Consider the following 16602-nt stretch of genomic DNA (forward strand, 5'->3'; position numbering starts at 1 on the left):
ACCTTCACTCCACCACGCTGAATTCAACCCTCGCGGTCTGGCCGCTTTCGTCCAGCACGCTTAATTGATAACGGCCCGGTTTGCTAAGGGTCGGGGTGAAGTCTTGCCGGGTGTCGGTGTCCGCCAGTGGCACGCCGTCAATGAACCACCAGCGATGTCCGCTGCCGCCCAGGGCCGAGAGTCTGAGGCGCAGCGCCTGACGGCTGCTCGCTGGCAGGCGCAGGTTGTCGCCTTCGCGCACGCCGACGATGCTAAGCGGCGGTGCCTGGTTGAGGTTCTGTGGTGGACAGTCCGGGTCGGCGGGTGGCAGGCGGGCTTCGCGTCGTTCGGCCCTGGGCAGCCAGGGTTCCAGAGGGGCAGGCCAAAGCGCGATGTCCTGCGCTTGAGCGTCCGGGCAACCGGCAGCCACGCGTAACCCCTTGGCGTTGATCCAGACACGTTCCTGCAAGCCCAGACCGAGCGGTTGATCGGCCGCCTGCAAGGTTGGCGGCGTGGTGCCGTCCAGTGTCCAGGCGAAGCGCTGTCGACGGCAGTTCGGGTCGCTTTTGCTCATCGGTTGCCCCAGCGGCCAGCAGATCGCTGCCACGCCGACATTCAGCGGCACCGGTTGCACCGGCGCAGCGATCCCGCGCTGGCTGTCGCGATTGACCAGCACATCATGAACCTGAAGCATCAGTGGCGCTGCCGACGCCAGCCCGAACTGCCCCGGCACCGGTGTGCCGTCCGGGCGACCGATCCATACACCGACCAGAAAGCGCGGCCCCACGCCAATCGCCCAGGCATCGCGGAAGCCATAGCTGGTGCCGGTCTTCCAGGCCAGTTGCGGGCGCTGCACCAGCTCGGCGCGCGGGTCTATGTCCGGACGCGACTGGCCGCTGAGAATGCGCCGGATGATCCACGCGGCCCCTGGCGACATCATCTGCCGTTCGCGCAATCGGTCCTGCGGTTGCAAGCGAACATCGGCGCTTCGCCCGCCACGAGCGAAGGCGCTGTATCCCGTCACCAAATCCTCCAGCCGACTGCCCGCACCTCCCAGAATCAGCGCCAGATTCGGCTCGGCCAGCGGCGGCAGGGTCAGCGGTACGCCGCCATTGCGCAATTCGGCGGCGAAGCGTTTCGGCCCATAAACCTCCAGTAACTGCACGGCAGGCAGGTTGAGTGACATCGACAGCGCCGAACTGGCCGCCACCGGCCCGCCGAAACCGGTTGAGAAGTTGCCCGGCCGGTAGTCACCGTAGCGACGCGGGACGTCCTGCATCAGTGATTCGGAGTGAATCAGTCCGGCATCCAATGCCATGCCGTACAGGAATGGCTTGAGGGTGGAGCCGGGCGAACGCAGCGCCGTCACCATGTCCACATGCCCGAAACGTTTGGCGTCGTTGATGTCCACTGAACCCACATAAGCGCGCACGGCCATGTTTTCTGCCTCGACCACCAGAATCGCTGCCGAGGTCCGTTCCGGAAGGCGCGCGCGCCAGCCCATCAGCAGGTCTTCCATGCGCCGTTGCAGTGAGGCATCCAGCGTGGTGCGGATCAGCGGCGGGCTGTTGGGGCGATTAAGGCGTCGGGCCAGCAGCGGCGCAAGGCTGGGTTCCTGTCGCGGTGCCAGCCATAACGGCTCTTCCAGAGCCTCGTCCACGCTGGCTTGCGGCCATACCTGAAACTCGGCGAGACGCCTCAGGACCTTGTCGCGGGCACCTTGCGCCCGTTGTGGATGACGGTCCGGACGCAGACGGCTGGGCGCCTGTGGCAGCACCGCCAGCAATGCAGCCTCAGCGCGAGTCAGATTGTGTGGGGATTTGCCCAGATATGCCCAACTGGCGGCCGCCACCCCTTGCAACGTGCCGCCAAATGGCGCGCGATTGAGGTACAGGCTGAGGATTTCATCCTTGGACAGGTGCCACTCAAGCTGCAAGGTGCGCCACAACTGGCGAAACTTGCCGGATAAGGTTCGCGAGTGCGGGTCGAGTAGCCGCGCCACCTGCATTGACAGCGTACTGCCACCGGAGACCACGCGCGCGCCACTGAGGTTTTGCCAGGTGGCGCGCACCAGCGCCAGCGGGTTTACGCCAGGATGGCTGTAGAACCAGCGGTCTTCGTAGGTCAGCAGGGCTTCAAGGTAATAAGGCGAAACCTGCTCGTTGCTGACCGGATAGCGCCACACGCCATTGGCATCGGCAAAGCGCCACAGCGGTGTGCCGTCCTCGGCCAGTACGACGCGGGCCAGATCGTCTTTGGGCAGTGGCAACGGCCACAGGCGATCCGCCAGCCAAAGCAGGGCGATCAGCAGCATGATCGCGCCTGCCAGCCACTTGAGTTTTTGCCGCAGGCGCAGAAGAAATTCAGGTTTCAACGCAAAGAGCCTTTATGATCCACGGAACCTGACACGCCTTGCGACGGCCAAAGCGGACAGATCATTTTCTTCACGACCCCAATCAGGACGTACATATGCAGGTAGAAGGCTTTTTTGAATGGCTCGGGCAGGCCATCGGCGCGGTGATTCGCTTCTTCGTCGACGGTCTGGCGTGGTTGTTCAACGGGTTTACCCATGCTGGAGGAAATTTTGTCGATGGCCTGTCCCGCACGCTGGGCATGGACACTTCACTGATCAGCATCGTCGCACTGATCATCGGCCTGATGCTGCTTTACTCGGCTGTCCGGGCATTCATGCGCGCCTCGATCATCCTCGGGATCATCTGGCTGGCGCTGGGCCTGTGGTTGCTGAGCTGGATCATTCATTGATGCGCTAACTCCGCCTCCACGCCTTAAGCGCGTGCCCTTGTGGGAGCGAACTTGTTCGCGAAGGCTTTATTCCTGAAGATACATCTTCAGCGGATGTACCGGCCCTTTCGCGAACAATGTGGATCGCCGCCCCGGTCGCTCCCACGGGTACGCATTCCAGTCAAGCATTTGCCCTTCACCACCACTGCGCATCCATATTTGGGAGCGACCGGAATCTTTTGAGATAACGCGCACTCTTTGTGGGAGCGAACTTGTTCGCGAAGGCTTTATTCCTGAAGATACATCTTCAGCGGATGTACCGGCCCTTTCGCGAACAATGCGGATCGCCGCCCCGGTCGCTCCCACAGGTACGCATTCCAACCAACCAACCAACCAATCAGTCAGCGATCATTTGCCCTTTACCACCATCTGCGCGGGTGCATCACCCAGCGCCTGCCAGTTCGGGCGGTACATCGATTCGACCTGCGGCGGCGGCACGCGGTATGTTCCCGGCGTGACTGCGCGGGCCAGGTAGAGCAGGTGCACGGTGCTGCTGCCGTCGATATCCAGCGCCGCCACGTAACGATCACCGCGGTATTCCTGATGCTTGATCCCGGCGTTTTCCATCGATTCGCGGATCGTCTTCACTTCTTCACTGGCGTCTTCCAGGCTTGCCGAGCTTTGCGCCAGGTTCTGGTTTTCCAGCTCCAGGCCCGCAGGCAGCAAGTCCACCACCAACGCATCAGGTACGCGCTGTTTGGCACCAATCTCCAGATGCACCAGCACCAGTTGCCCGGTTTTCAGGGCTCCGACGTTCAGTGGCGCGCCGCTCAGGCTCAGGTATTCGCGACGAATGCTCAGGTTTTCGCCACCGGCTGCAGGCGTCTGGGTTGGATAACCGGAAACGGTCAGTTGCTGATAGAGCGGTTCGCTGCCTTGATTGTGTACTGAAAGCGGCGAGGCCAGCAGCGCACCGTCCAGCTTGAGGCCCGGCTGTTTGTTGCTCAACTCGCGGGTTTGAGTGCCGCTGGTGAGGCTGGCGGTCCAGTCCTTCTCCGCTTTACCCAGCAGGTTACGACCGGCAAGGAACAGCGAGTTGCTTTCCTGAGTGGACAGGTAGCGATTGGCGGCCACTTCATCGGCCAGGGCAAACAGGCGCTCGTCACGCCTTTCCCTGGCGAGATCATTTTCTTCCAGCAAGGCCAGAATCAGTGCCTGATCACGCAGCGAGCTGCCGTAGTCGGCCAGCCATTCATTTTTGCGGCTGACTGCCAGGCCGGCGCTCAGGGCCAGATCGGCACGCGGTTTGTCGCCCATCTTCTCCAATGCGACCGCCAGTTGTACCAGCGGCAGCCCGGAGCGGGCGTCACTGCGTCGGTCGAACAGACTGCGCAAGGCCGCCAGCGGAGCCTGTTGGCTGCGTGACAGCACCAGCCCCGCGTAGGCTTGCACGGCAAAGCGCGTATGTTCGGCGTTCTGGCTGTAATTGACCTGAATCTGCCCGGCATCCTGCAAATAACGCAGCAGACGTTCACTGGCTTTCTTCAGCGCGTCCGGTGGTACGGCAAAGCCCTGATCGCGGGCGCGCAGCAGGAAGTCGGTGACATAGGCCGTCAGCCAGTATTCCTCGTCGCTGTCCGAACCCCAAAGGCCAAAGCTGCCGTTGTAACGTTGCATGCCCAGCAGGCGCTCGATGCCGATTTCGACCTTGCGCTTGCGTTCGGCATCCGGTTCGCCGGTCAGGCCCAGACGCTTGAGGGTCGCCGCGTCGGCATACAGCGATGGATACAGGCCGCTGGCGGTCTGCTCCAGACAACCGTAAGGGTAGGCTTTCAGTGCCCGAATCTGTTCACCGATGTTCAGCGGCGGACGGCTCGACAGCGACAGCATGGCTTCGCGACCGGCAGGCTCGAAGGCTTCAAGTGCACCGTCCGGCAGGCTCCAGCTTTGCTCGTTGAGAGTGGCGCGATAATGCCTGAGCATCGCCGGGTAGGCTGGGCGTACACCGATGTTCCACTCGCGAGTGAAGGCGGGCAGGGTTTCACCGGGCAGGTCCAGACCTTCGACCAGCACTTTGATTTTGCCCTGACCCAGTCCACCCTGCGCCAGTACCGGCACTTTAAGGGTGACGCGCTGACCCTCTTTGAGTTGCAAGGGCTTGATCTGATCGCCGCCAGGAATGCTCAACTGGCCTTCAGCGCTGATCTTCACGTCCAGCTTTTGCGCTTTGCCCGACAGGTTGGAGACGTCAAGCGCGACGCTGGTCTGGTCGCCACCTGCGAGGAAGCGCGGCGTCGACAGCTCGGCGATGATCGGCGCAGCGACGACGGTTTTTGCCTCGGCCATGCCATAGCGGTCGTCGGTCCAGGCCTGAGCCATGACCCGCAGTTCGCCGTTGAAGTCTGGAATGTCGACACTCGCTTCGCCTTCACCCGCGTCGTTCAGGGTAACCGGTGCGCTTTGCAGTGCCACGATGGTCACGCTGGTGTCCGGACGCTTGCCGCCTTTGGCCAGCGCATCGCCACCGAACGCCATGCTGGCCAGGCGTCCCTGACCGGCTTCGATCAACTGGCCATAGATATCCAGTTGGTCCGCGCCATACTGCTTGCGGCCAAACAGGCTGGCAAACGGGTCAGGCGTGGCGTAGCGGGTGATGTTGAGAATGCCGACGTCCACTGCCGACACCAGCACTTGCACCTGCCTTGGCACGCTACCATCAGCATTTTTGGCGACAATCTTGAGTTTAAGCGGCTGTTTGGGGCGCATTTTCTCTGGTGCGGTGACCGTCAGCGCCAGTTTGCGTTGCGTGCGGTCCAGCGGCAGGTGCAGTACACCCACGGCGCGCTTCGGCGTGACGTTGGCCTTGCGTTCGCCGGGGCGTACGACCAGAGCAGTGACGTACAGATCGTGGCGAGCCCACTTTTTGTCCAGCGGGATTTCATACGATTTGCCCTCGGCCGGCACGTCGATTTCTTTCCACCACAATGGGCCTTCGCTGGACTCGACCAGCAGATAGCCCTTGCCCGCTGCGGGTGGCGTGACGGTCACCGTGGCGGTGTCGCCGTCGTTGTAGGCCGGTTTGTCCAGCGCCAGCTTGACCTGATCAGGCCTGACCGCGCCGCCATCGGTGTTGTCCTGCCAACGATAGCCCGCCCAGAAGCGCAGGCTGCTGACCATGCCGGTGGACGGGTCTTCCACTTCGACACGGTACGGACCCCACTCGACCGGGAAGCTGATTTTGGCCGTCGAGTCCTTGATGATGTTGAGGGTTTCCTCGTTCAGGTTGAGGAATTTCTCGTTGAAGTGGTAGCTCCAGCCATCGTTGGCCGAATAATTCCAGTAGTAGTCGCGGCGCTCACGAATCAACCGGACTTTTACATTATCAGCGGCCAGTTTGTTGCCAGCGGCATCGGCCATCACGATTTCAAATTCGGCCGGGCCGTCGCCGTTGGTCTGCGCCTCGCCCTTGTCGGCTTCGTCGTCGTAGTCATCGCTGCCTGTACTGCTGCCGAACAACGCACGCACGCCGGGCAAGTGCTCGGCAGGCCAGATCGGCTGCACCAGACGACGGGTGATCGGACGCCCGCCGGACTCTTGCAGGCTGGCTTGCAGAATCAGTTGCAGTGGCGATTTGGCTTGCGTCCATTCGCTCTGCACGGCAAGCGTCGAGTGACCTTCGGCGTCGAGCGTAATGGGCTCAAGCTCCAGGTCATGCTTGAGGTCTTCTTCGGTGATCGAACCGAACTGATAGCCCGGCAGTTTCGGCACGGCTTCGCGCAACGGACGCACGTAGACCTGACCGGTCAGGGTATTGCCCGAGGCGGGCGCGCCGTACAGGTAGCGGCCAGTGATATCGAACTCGGGGTTGTCAGCAGGCGCAACCGGCGTGTCGCTGCCCTTGAGTTCCAGAGCCAGGCGCTCGGGCAGGAAGTCTTCAACCTTGAATTCGTAAAGTTGCGGTTTGCCGTCGCCCAGATCGAACACCAATTGCCAACGACCGGTCGGCGCTTCATCGGCGAGTTGCAATTGATACTGGTAGAACCCACTGCTGTCGGCTTCCCAGACGAACTTGCGGCTGACCTGATCATCAGGGCGGCGCACTTCGACGGTGATGGGTTGTGGCTTGACGTTCTTGCCGTCGCTGTCACGCAGCAGGCCGTTGAGCAGCACGGTTTCACCGGGGCGATACAGGTCACGCGGGCCGAAAATGAAGAATTGCAGCGGGTGAGCCTGCGGGCCGGAGATGTCGAACTCGGCCAGGTCCAGCGCCGAACTGTTCAAACGCAGCATGCTGGTCTGTTCGTCCTTGTGCGCCAGCACCACCGCCGCCTTGGCTGGCAGCGGCAGTTGAGTGTGGCCGTCGCTGTCGGTCTTGCCCTGGGCGACAACCTTGCCGCTGTCGTCGTACACATCGACGCTCACATCGCTCAGGGCCTTGCCGCCCTCGAGCGCCTGAGTGAAGACGTCCAGACGGTTGCTGTAACGGTGTACCGACAGACCGATATCACTGAGGGTGAACAGGGTAGCCGGCTGCGAGTAGCTGTAGGTCCCCGACGCGCGCATGACTGCCAGATAAACACCCGGCTGTTGCAGAGGTTTGATACCGGCAATCGGCAGCAGCAGGGTTTCACGGGTATTGCGCGCAGGCTTGAGGTCGAAACGACCGCTGTAGACCAGTTCGGCCATAGGCAACAGCTCTTCGGAGCTATAGCTGGACAGGCTCGACGCGCCGTCCCACTGGGCGAGGAAGTTGGGCATCGAGTCGGGTTTGACGCGGAAGAATTCGACATCCACCTTGTCGACGTTCAGGGCGATGACCGGCAAGCCCTCGGCCAGCCGCGTCGGCAACAGGCTGCCACGGCTGGCGAAGCCGACGGTGGCTTGCAGGTCACGGGTTTCCAGACGGCTGATGTATTCGGCCGCGAGCGTGGCCTTGTTGACGGCCTGCAGACCTGCATCGACAGTCAGCACCAGTTTGCGCTGCGGCTCAAGGTGGCGCAGGCGCAGTTCCATGAGGTTGTCCGACAGCTCCCAGGCACCGTCGACCTTGCCGTTCTTGCTGTCCACCAGATGAAGTTTTTCGCCGAACTTCTGCTCCGGGTCGAGCGGCACGGAAAAGCTCACCGACAGGGCGCTTGCGCCGTCGATCTGGATTTCCGACACGTCGATGACGGTCAGTTCGCGCCCTGCGTAGCGCTTGCTCAGCGCGGCGAGGTCGATTGCGGGTTTGGGCTTTGTATCGGTAACCGCTGCCTGGGTCGTCGCTGCCGCGGCTGGTGCCGGTTTATCCGGGGAGGAGGAATCACAGGCGCTCAGCAACGCAAGCGCGCAAGCCAGAAACAATCCTTTGTTGAACATGGTGGCACTCATCGGCAACGGTAGAGAGGGTGCGACTATATAACAGTCGTGATGACAAGTATTACTGTCAGATTGAACAGGTAGTCCCTGGCATTCCTCACATGCCAGCGCAGGACGTAGAGCCTGGCTATCGTTCCTCACGCTCCAGCGTGGGAATGCCTTGGGTGACGCTCCGCGTCACAAATCTTCGCCGCACCGCACATTCACGACCTGGCCACCATCATCTGCACAGCAAAGCCTTGGCGCTCTGGCTACAATGCTCGCCTTGCCGGGAGTTCTCATGTCCACGTTGCTCAACGATTGGCGTCATCGCTCAACCCATCGTCGTGTCTGGGCGCTGGCTGCGCCGATGATTCTGTCGAATATTTCCGTTCCGCTGGTAGCGCTGGTCGACAGCGCAGTGATCGGTCATCTGCCGCACGCGCATCAGTTGGGTTCCGTCGCGGTCGGGTCGACGCTTTATACCTTCCTTGCCTGGGCCATGGGTTTTCTACGCATGGGCACCACCGGTTTTGCTGCGCAGGCGGCGGGGCGCAATGACAGTGCTGCGCTGCGCCGGATCCTGTTGCAGGGGCTGTTGCTGGCCATCGGGCTGGCGTTGTTGCTGGGTGTGATCGCCTTGCCGTTCAGCCATCTGGCGCTGGCGATGATGCAGCCGTCTGCCGATCTGCAGCAAATGACCCTGGATTTCTTTCACACCCGGCTGTTCGGCCTGCCTGCGGCGCTGGCCAGTTATGCGCTGGTCGGCTGGTTTCTCGGCGCGCAAAACGCCAGAGCGCCACTGGCCATTCTGCTCATCACCAATCTGGTCAATATCGCGCTCAACCTGTGGTTCGTCATCGGTCTGGACTGGGGAGTGGTCGGTTCGGCGCGTGCCTCGGTGCTGGCAGAGTGGACCGGCGTAGTGCTCGGTCTGCTGCTGGCCCGCAAGACCTTGCGCGCCTGGCCGGGGCAGATCGTCTGGTCAGCCCTGAAGCTATGGAGCAACTGGAGACCCTTGCTGGCGGTCAATCGAGACATCTTTCTGCGCACACTGGCGCTGCAATCGGTGATGTTCCTGATCACCGTGCAGGGCGCTCGTCTGGGTGACGCAACGGTTGCCGCCAACGCGTTGCTGCTTAACGGCCTGCTGTTGACTGCTCATGCACTGGACGGGCTGGCGCATGCGGTCGAGGCGCTGTGCGGCCATGCCATTGGTGCGCGTGACCGGGATAAGCTGCGGCGCTCGCTGGTGGTCGCGGGAGGCTGGTCACTGATTGCCAGCGTGGCATTTGCGCTGTTGTTTCTGGTGGGCGGGCATGGGTTCGTCAGCGTGCAGACCGATATTCCCGAGGTTCGCGCAACGGCCATGACCTATCTGCCATATCTGGCGCTGATGCCACTGCTGGCCGTCTGGAGTTACCTGCTGGACGGGCTGTTCATCGGTGCCACCCGTGCCCGTGAAATGCGCAACGCGATGCTGTTCAGCGCAGCAGGCATCGCGCCGGTGGCTTATCTGGCTTCCAGCCACGGCAATCACGCGCTATGGCTGACGTTTCTGGCTTTTACCCTGCTGCGCGGCCTGAGCCTTGGCGCCATTGCCTGGCGATTGACGCGCCGGGACGGCTGGTTCGTTCACTGAGTCTTCAAGGCCGGACGGTTCTTTTCCGCGAGCCTTGGCGGGGTATGATTGACGAACATGTCGACCTCGTCGACCACCGGTGCCAGGCCGCTTAACAGCTTGGCAAATGCACCGACCAGCGTGCCGTGGTTAGTGCGCGAGAAGTACAGATCGCGTACTGGCACACCTGCCTCGCGCAATGCCCGCGCCAGGCCACCGGTGTTGCGTTCGGGGTTGACCACCGAGTCCGTACGCGATGCCATCAGCAACGCAGGAGGTGCGCTGGAACTGACGTGGTTGATGGGTTGCGAGTCAGGCGGTGAGTCGGGGTAAAAGAATACCGGTTTCACATCGGCCTCCTCGATAGGCAGAAAGTCGTACGGCCCGGCCAGCCCGATCCAGCCGCTGAGAATGGACGGCGATAAGCCTTCACGGGCCAGCCAGCGCGGGTCGAGCGCCAGCATCGCAGCGTTATAGGCACCTGCGCTGTGGCCCATCACGTACAAGCGGTCAGGATCGCCACCGTAGGTTTTTGCATGTTTGTGCGCCCAGGCCAGCGCTTTGGCCGAATCTTCCAGAAAGCTTGGATAGCGCACTTGCGGATAGAGCCTGTAGTCGGCAATCACGACGACCATGCCACGCGCAGCCAATGCTTCGCCGATGAAGGCGTAATTGGCTTTCGAACCGGTGTTCCAACTGCCGCCATAGAAAAACAATACGACTGGCGCATTGGCCGGTTTAGTCTGTGGGGTGTAAACGTCCAGCGTGTTGCGTGGATCCTGCCCGTAGGCCAGCCCGTAGACATGATCGACAGGGCCGGTCGGATTCAACGTGTTGAGCAGCTTCAGGGGCGAGCAGCCGGACAATGCCGCCAGTACGGCACCCGTCATCAGAGTCAGGAAAATCACTCGTATCATAAGGGAAGTGCTCTGGCAGATGATTCGGACACGCCTTGGACCGTCGCGATTCGCCCAAGTGCCGCATGGTTGGTGCTATTTCATTCAATAGCGTCCGGATCACCCGAGGAACGAACATTCGCCTTGCTGGCAAAGCCGATGCGCGGGCTGCTCAGTGTCAGGCCATCATCGTCGATCTGCACCGTGCTGGGCCCCGCATCCAGCGTGACTTTGCTGCCTTTGCCAAGGTATAGGCAGACCCCGTCTGCGAGTTGCAGCAGTCGGTCAGGCCCGATGAATATTTGCCGGTCGAGGTGCATTAGGACGTTATCGACAGGCGCTGGATCATTCTCGCGGCGCACCTCCTGAGACGGCAGACCGCCGATGATCAGTGGTGGGTGTGTGTCATCCACAGAAAAGCTCACCGCCACTGACATGCCGGCGCGACATTCGATATCCAGCCCCGGTGCCAGATGCAGCCAGCAGCCACCGCCGGGATCATTCGGGTGTTGCCATTCCCACTCCAGCCGGACGTGCACCCGGCCTGACGCATCAAGCCTTGCCGGTTCGCCGCTGATGCCGATGATCCAGCCTCGCTGAAGTTGCGCAACGGGCGTGCGCGGTGCCGGGGCAGGCGTTCTGAAGCCGACTTCCCATGGTATGGCCTTGAACTGGTTCGAGTAGCGATCTGATGCCCCGCGGTCATTGCCATCAACGATGCCAAAGCGATGCCGGACTTCGGTGATCAGCCACATGTGGTTCCAGTTCTTCTCGGGATGGTCGGCCAGCGGCAGCAGTTCTGCGCAAGTCACGAACGGCAAGGTACTCTCGCCTGTCGCGTGCTGGGCTGCGCGGCTGCCGGGCAGATCCGTTGCATGCTCGGTGACGGCAAACCGGGTCACCCCGGACTGCTGCGCGAATTGACGCCAGCGTGCGACAGGGCTGCGCGCAAACCCGTGCAGGTTGGCGCCGAATACTAATTCGTGGCGATGCCGTGAATGGACAAAGTGGTAGTGAATGCCTTCTTCTGCGCACAGGCGCTGGACCAGTTGCAGGTCGGATTCCTGATACTGCACGCAACAGTCGCGTTCGCGGCACTCGGTCGGCAGGTCAAAACGGAAACAGTTCTTCAGGCCATGTTCTTCGAGCACTTGGGTGATGATCCGGGTGGCGGTCATGTGCTGAAAGATGCGCGACTGGTGGCGTAACCCGAGACAGGCCAGTCGAGGCCCCATTATCAGCGTGTAACACGCCGGGCCGGGTTGGTAATGCTTGCGTGTCGCGCCTTGAATCTGACCGTGAAAGTTCTTCCGGTTTCCGAAGCTCAGCGAGGCAGGTTTGTACATCAGGCCGGTCAGGTCCAGATCCAGGCCGTCGCCAAGAATGTCCAGTTCAAAGGTAAAAGGCTGGCTGATCGCCTCGCTTGCGCTGAACGATATGACAGTGAAGCAGCGCTGCAGGCGGGCAATTTCCAGACGAAAGAGCGGCGCGCTGGTGGGGTCGGGCATGATGGAGTGCTTCTCTACCGGGAATGCGACCGCGAATTCTGGCGCAGAAAACGGGCAGGGTAGAGGGCTGCAGGTAGAACAGGACGTTGCCTACAGGGAATGTTGGTAGCGGCTTACGATGTACGCATGACCATCGCGCCAGCGCACAGCATTGGCACCACAGTCACAGTAGATGGGGCCCAATTGCAGGCCCCATCGCAAATCCTGGAATCAGGACGACAGGTACGAAGAGCGTGTCAGCCCCAGGCGCAGGGCGTCGAGGAAGTAGGTACGCTCGCGCGGAGTAATCTTGGCGCTGGCGACCTTGTCCCGATAATGGGTCATCAGTTCTTCCGGCGACAAATGCACGTAGCGCAGCATGTCTTCGATGGTGTCGTGGGTTTCGATGCCCGCGTGGTAAACGCTGCCGTCCGGGTTCTGGTAGATGTTCACCGAGTCGGTATCACCGAACAGGTTGTGCATGTCCCCCAGAATTTCCTGATAGGCGCCTACCAGGAAGATCCCCAGCAGATAGTCTTCGCCTTCGTTCAACGAGTGCACCGGCATGCTGGTCTCGATGCTCTGCTCATCGACGTACTGCTTGATCTTGCCGTCGGAATCGCAGGTCAGGTCCTGAAGCACGGCGCGGCGCACCGGCTCTTCGTCTAGACGGTGCAAGGGCAGAATCGGCAGCACCTGGCCGATGGCCCAGGTATCGGGCAGGCTCTGGAACACCGAGAAGTTGCAGATGTACTTGTCGGCCAGCTTGTCGTTGAGTTCGTCGAGCACCTGACGGTGTGAGCGTTGACGTGCCTTCAGCGAGTTGTACAGGCGGCGGCAGACGGCGAAGTAGCATTGTTCGCCGAGTGCTTTCTCCGCCAGGCTGATTTTGCCATCGGCGTACTGGGTAGCGATGTCGCTCATGTAGTGCGTGGCACGCCAGTAGGTTTCGGTGACCATTTCTATGTCGGTCGGACCCAGCAGGTCCACCAGCCACTGCACGGTTTCCGGCAGGCTTTCCTTGTCGGAGATTTCCGGCACTTCGTCGTTATGCTTCTCGACGTCGGTCACCTGGACCACCAGCATGGCGTGGTGGGCGGTCAGCGAGCGGCCGCTTTCCGAGAAGATATGCGGGTGCGGCAGGCTTTGCGCATCGCAGAACTCCTTGAGCATGCCGACCACCACGCCTGCGTAGTCGTCCATGTCGTAGTTGATCGAGCTGGCGTTGCGTGAGTGGGTGCCGTCGTAGTCGACGCCCAGACCGCCGCCGACATCGATGTAATCCACCGGCAGGCCGAGTTTGCGCAGCTCACCGTAATAGCGGATAGCCTCTTTGAAGCCGTGCTGGTAATCAGCCAGGTTGGCGATCTGCGAGCCCATGTGGAAGTGCAGCAGGCGGATGCCCTGATCGAGCCCGGCCTTGCGGAAGCGCTCGACCACCGACAGCAATTGTGCGGCCGACAGACCGAACTTGGATTTCTCGCCGCCGGTGTCCGCCCATTTGCTCGACGCCAGGGAGGACAGACGCACGCGCAGGCCTACCTGAGGGGCGACTTTCAGCTCGGCGGCTTCTTCGATCACCAGCTCGACTTCGGATTCTTTCTCGATGACGATGAATACGTTGTGGCCCAGCTTCTGGCCCATCAGCGCCAGACGGATGAACTCACGGTCCTTGTAACCATTGCAGACGATGGTGCCGCCTTTGGGCGCCAATGCCAGCACGGCCATCAGCTCCGGTTTGGAACCCGCTTCCAGACCGATGGAGACGTTCTGCGTGGCGATGATGTTTTCCACCACCGCTTCCTGCTGGTTGACCTTGATCGGGTACAGCGCGGTGTATTGGCTCTGGTATTCCAGGCGCGCGATGTTGCTGTCGAATGCACCGGTCAGTTGACGCACACGGTCTTGCAGAATGTCGGGGAAGCGCACCAGCAAGGGCAGCGACAGGCCGCTCTTGCGCAGGTTGTCGACCTGTTCGTAAAGGTCGATGGGCGAGCTGTCCGGCCCATTGGGACGGACTTCAACGCGACCTGCTTCGTTGATTGCAAAATAACCCGCGCCCCAATGGCGAATACCATAAACGCTGCGGCTGTCCGCAACTGTCCATTGGCTGCCATCGTCTTTGCGTGTGCGTCGTACGGACATCGAAGTCCCCTATAAAGAAGTCGTTGCGCCAGCCAATAGCCAGCTGGGCGCAGTGTAATGAGTTGAAATGACGATTTGATTCGCTGCCCGCTACGCGGATTCAGCCGCCGGACTTTTTAGCCTTGAAGCCTTTTTTGATCAGCTCTGCCAATAGCAGTTCGACGTGATCGCCCTGAATCTCGATCACGCCGTCCTTGAGCGATCCGCCTGTGCCACAGCGCTGCTTGAGGGCCTTGGCGAGGTCCTTGAGCGGCTCTTCTGCCAGCGGGACACCACTGATGGTAGTCACGGTCTTGCCGCCGCGGCCTTTGCTTTCCCGGCGCACGCGGGCAATACCGTCCCCTTCGGGGATGGCGGTCTGTTTGCAGGTGCAGTCGGCAACGGGCTGACGACAATCCGGGCAGTGACGCCCTGCGTCGGTTGAAAACACCAGGCCACCAAGGGCGGCGAGAGAAGCGGCTTTTTTAGCCACGCAAAAATCCTCTTGTTGAGGACTGAAGATGGGTCGGGCTCACACGAACCATCGACCGCGAAGCCCCACTCTGGCAGGGGCAGCGCTACTGAAACGGCAGGGCCGGTCCAGTTTGAAAAGGTCGCGCAGTGTAACGGCAAACAGACCGGTTGCTAAGGGGCTGGATACGCCAATTTCTGAACACTGGCTTACTGAGCATTCTCTATCTGCTGCAGGTAGCGTTTCAGCGCCGCGAGCGAGTCCGGGCAGTAAGGGATTTTTTCAGCCTGATGCAGAACGTCGGCGATGGGCATGAAGCGCGCTTCCAGCACTTCTTCGGGCTGCAATCTCAAGGGCCCGTCCCACACGGCTGAAAATACGGCGCACCAGAGCCGGTTGCCCGGCTGATCGAAGAAAAACCGTTCGTGGGCCAGCAACGGTACGCCGCTGACGCCCAGCTCTTCTTCCAGCTCCCGGGCAGCGGACTCGTCATAGCTTTCATCCGCCTGCACCATTCCGCCTGCGGCGACATCCCAATAACCGGGATAAATCGCTTTGCTCAGTGTGCGCCGATGCACGCAAAGCTCACCGGCACTGTTGAACAGCAGGATATAAGTGCCGCGCCCGATCAGTCCGCGCTCACGCAAATCGGCGCGGACCCGCGAGCCGAGCAGTCGGTCCTGCTCGTCGACCCAGGCGATCTGCTCGGCATCCGAGGCGGCACGGTGCGCGGCCTCGTTGGCAGGAATAGACATCAGCCTTGATTCAGCAACTGGCGCAGGTCGATGACCGCGGCGTTGGCACGCGAGATGTAGTTGGCCATGACCAGCGAGTGGTTGGCGAACACACCGAACGGGCTGCCATTCAGAATCATCGGGCTCCACAGCGGTTCCTGGGACGCTTCCAGCTCACGAATGATCTGACGCACGCTGACGGTCGCATTCTTCTTGGCCAGTACATCGGCGAAGTCGACCTCGATGGCGCGCAGCAGATGCGACAGAGCCCAGGCCTGACCGCGCGCTTCATAGAAAACGTTGTCCACTTCCAGCCACGGGGTCTCGACGATTTCCTCGTCTACCTGCGGTACTTCGCCAGGCTTGACCGAAACAGCGGCCTCGGTTTTCAGCGTGCTGTTGAGTTTGACCCGACCGACACTGGCCGAAAGGCGTTGCGACAGCGAGCCCAGGCGGGTGCCGACATCACCCAGCCAGTTGTTCAGGTTGTCGGCGCGGGCATAGAACAGCGCGCCTTTCTGGTTCGGGTCGGACAAACGTGCCTGGTAGCGACTCAGAGAGTTGATACCTTCGGCGTATTGCGACTCGCTGGAAGGCAGGATCCAGCTGCGATTGTTGAAGTTGAACAGCGGCTCGGCGCGAGCCAGATCGCCATCTTCGGCAGATTGAGACTGGGAACGGGCAAAGTCCTTGCGCAGCGCACGACTCAAGTCACGCACCTGCACCAGTACGCCGTATTCCCAGCTTGGAATGTTGTCCAGCCACAAGCCCGGTGGCATGCGGTCGTTGGACAGATATCCACCGCGCTTGTTGAGCAGGGTGCCAGCCACGGTCTTGAGCGTTTCAACCGTCGTGTAGCCGATAACCATTGGCTTGCCTTCGCGCTCGGCGGCGGCTTGAGCGTTCTGTTGTACCGGGAACAGTGCAGGCTCTTTGCTCCAGTACCAGCCGACTACCAGTGCAACCAGCAGGTAAATCAAGATCAAGGCGCCCAGAGCGCGGCTATAGAACAGGTTACCCAGGTAACCGCGGCGTTTGACCGATGAAGTGTCAGCGGTGCGCTCACCCGCGCTGCCTGCGCGGTTCTTCCAATCCAGCATGGTAGGGTCCTTTCGATCTTGAGTTGAATGCTTCACGTGGGGTTCGACCGCAACCTTACCCTAAGGTGCGATCGGGGCAGCTGCAAGCTTCGAGCTTCAAGCCAAAAGCG

10 protein-coding genes are annotated in these 16602 nt (G+C 61.2%); 2 read left to right on the plus strand and 8 right to left on the minus strand.

The features are described 5' to 3' along the window. Positions 1-4: 4 nt before the first annotated feature. Positions 5-2353 carry a peptidoglycan glycosyltransferase PbpC gene (gene pbpC / locus RYA97_RS05650; RefSeq protein WP_005745370.1) on the minus strand — a complete coding sequence of 783 codons (2349 nt, stop codon included), beginning with the start codon at positions 2351-2353 and terminating at the stop codon, positions 5-7. A 95-nt stretch (positions 2354-2448) separates the two neighbouring features. Here pbpC and RYA97_RS05655 point away from each other — a divergent pair, with 95 nt between their 5' ends. Beyond that, complete coding sequence (locus tag RYA97_RS05655) at positions 2449-2742, plus strand: hypothetical protein (RefSeq protein ID WP_002555356.1); 294 nt, start codon at positions 2449-2451, stop codon at positions 2740-2742. Positions 2743-3129: 387 nt separating this feature from the next. Here RYA97_RS05655 and RYA97_RS05660 read toward each other — a convergent pair whose 3' ends face one another. Beyond that, entirely contained in the window at positions 3130-8079 is a 4950-nt protein-coding gene (locus RYA97_RS05660) for an alpha-2-macroglobulin (RefSeq protein WP_117140728.1), read from the minus strand. A gap of 280 nt (positions 8080-8359) precedes the next feature. Here RYA97_RS05660 and RYA97_RS05665 point away from each other — a divergent pair, with 280 nt between their 5' ends. Beyond that, positions 8360-9700, plus strand: coding sequence for an MATE family efflux transporter (locus tag RYA97_RS05665; RefSeq protein WP_117140732.1), 1341 nt, complete (start codon positions 8360-8362; stop codon positions 9698-9700). On the opposite strand, the gene RYA97_RS05670 is transcribed toward RYA97_RS05665, so the two are convergent. The 6 genes from RYA97_RS05670 to RYA97_RS05695 form a co-directional block, all read right to left on the minus strand. Next, on the minus strand, positions 9694-10596 hold the full coding sequence (locus RYA97_RS05670; RefSeq protein ID WP_117140726.1) for an alpha/beta hydrolase: 903 nt from the start codon (positions 10594-10596) through the stop codon (positions 9694-9696). The genes RYA97_RS05665 and RYA97_RS05670 overlap by 7 nt on opposite strands. 80 nt (positions 10597-10676) lie before the next feature. Then, positions 10677-12083, minus strand: a complete 1407-nt coding sequence (locus RYA97_RS05675; protein WP_117140724.1) for a type VI secretion system Vgr family protein — start codon at positions 12081-12083, stop codon at positions 10677-10679. 210 nt (positions 12084-12293) lie between these two features. Further along, positions 12294-14207, minus strand: coding sequence for an arginine decarboxylase (speA, locus tag RYA97_RS05680; protein ID WP_004666294.1), 1914 nt, complete (start codon positions 14205-14207; stop codon positions 12294-12296). Positions 14208-14307: 100 nt separating this feature from the next. Beyond that, positions 14308-14679, minus strand: coding sequence for a translation initiation factor Sui1 (locus RYA97_RS05685; RefSeq protein WP_004655683.1), 372 nt, complete (start codon positions 14677-14679; stop codon positions 14308-14310). Positions 14680-14867: 188 nt separating this feature from the next. Continuing rightward, positions 14868-15413 carry an NUDIX hydrolase gene (locus RYA97_RS05690; RefSeq protein ID WP_005745375.1) on the minus strand — a complete coding sequence of 182 codons (546 nt, stop codon included), beginning with the start codon at positions 15411-15413 and terminating at the stop codon, positions 14868-14870. Further along, positions 15413-16492: a DUF2333 family protein gene (locus tag RYA97_RS05695; RefSeq protein ID WP_002555348.1), complete on the minus strand. Its 1080-nt coding sequence runs from the start codon at positions 16490-16492 to the stop codon at positions 15413-15415. Before RYA97_RS05695 ends, RYA97_RS05690 begins: the two co-directional genes overlap by 1 nt. Positions 16493-16602: the final 110 nt, after the last annotated feature.

This window comes from Pseudomonas syringae group sp. 26L6 (assembly GCF_032587815.1).
In the GTDB taxonomy this organism is placed as follows: domain Bacteria; phylum Pseudomonadota; class Gammaproteobacteria; order Pseudomonadales; family Pseudomonadaceae; genus Aquipseudomonas; species Aquipseudomonas amygdali.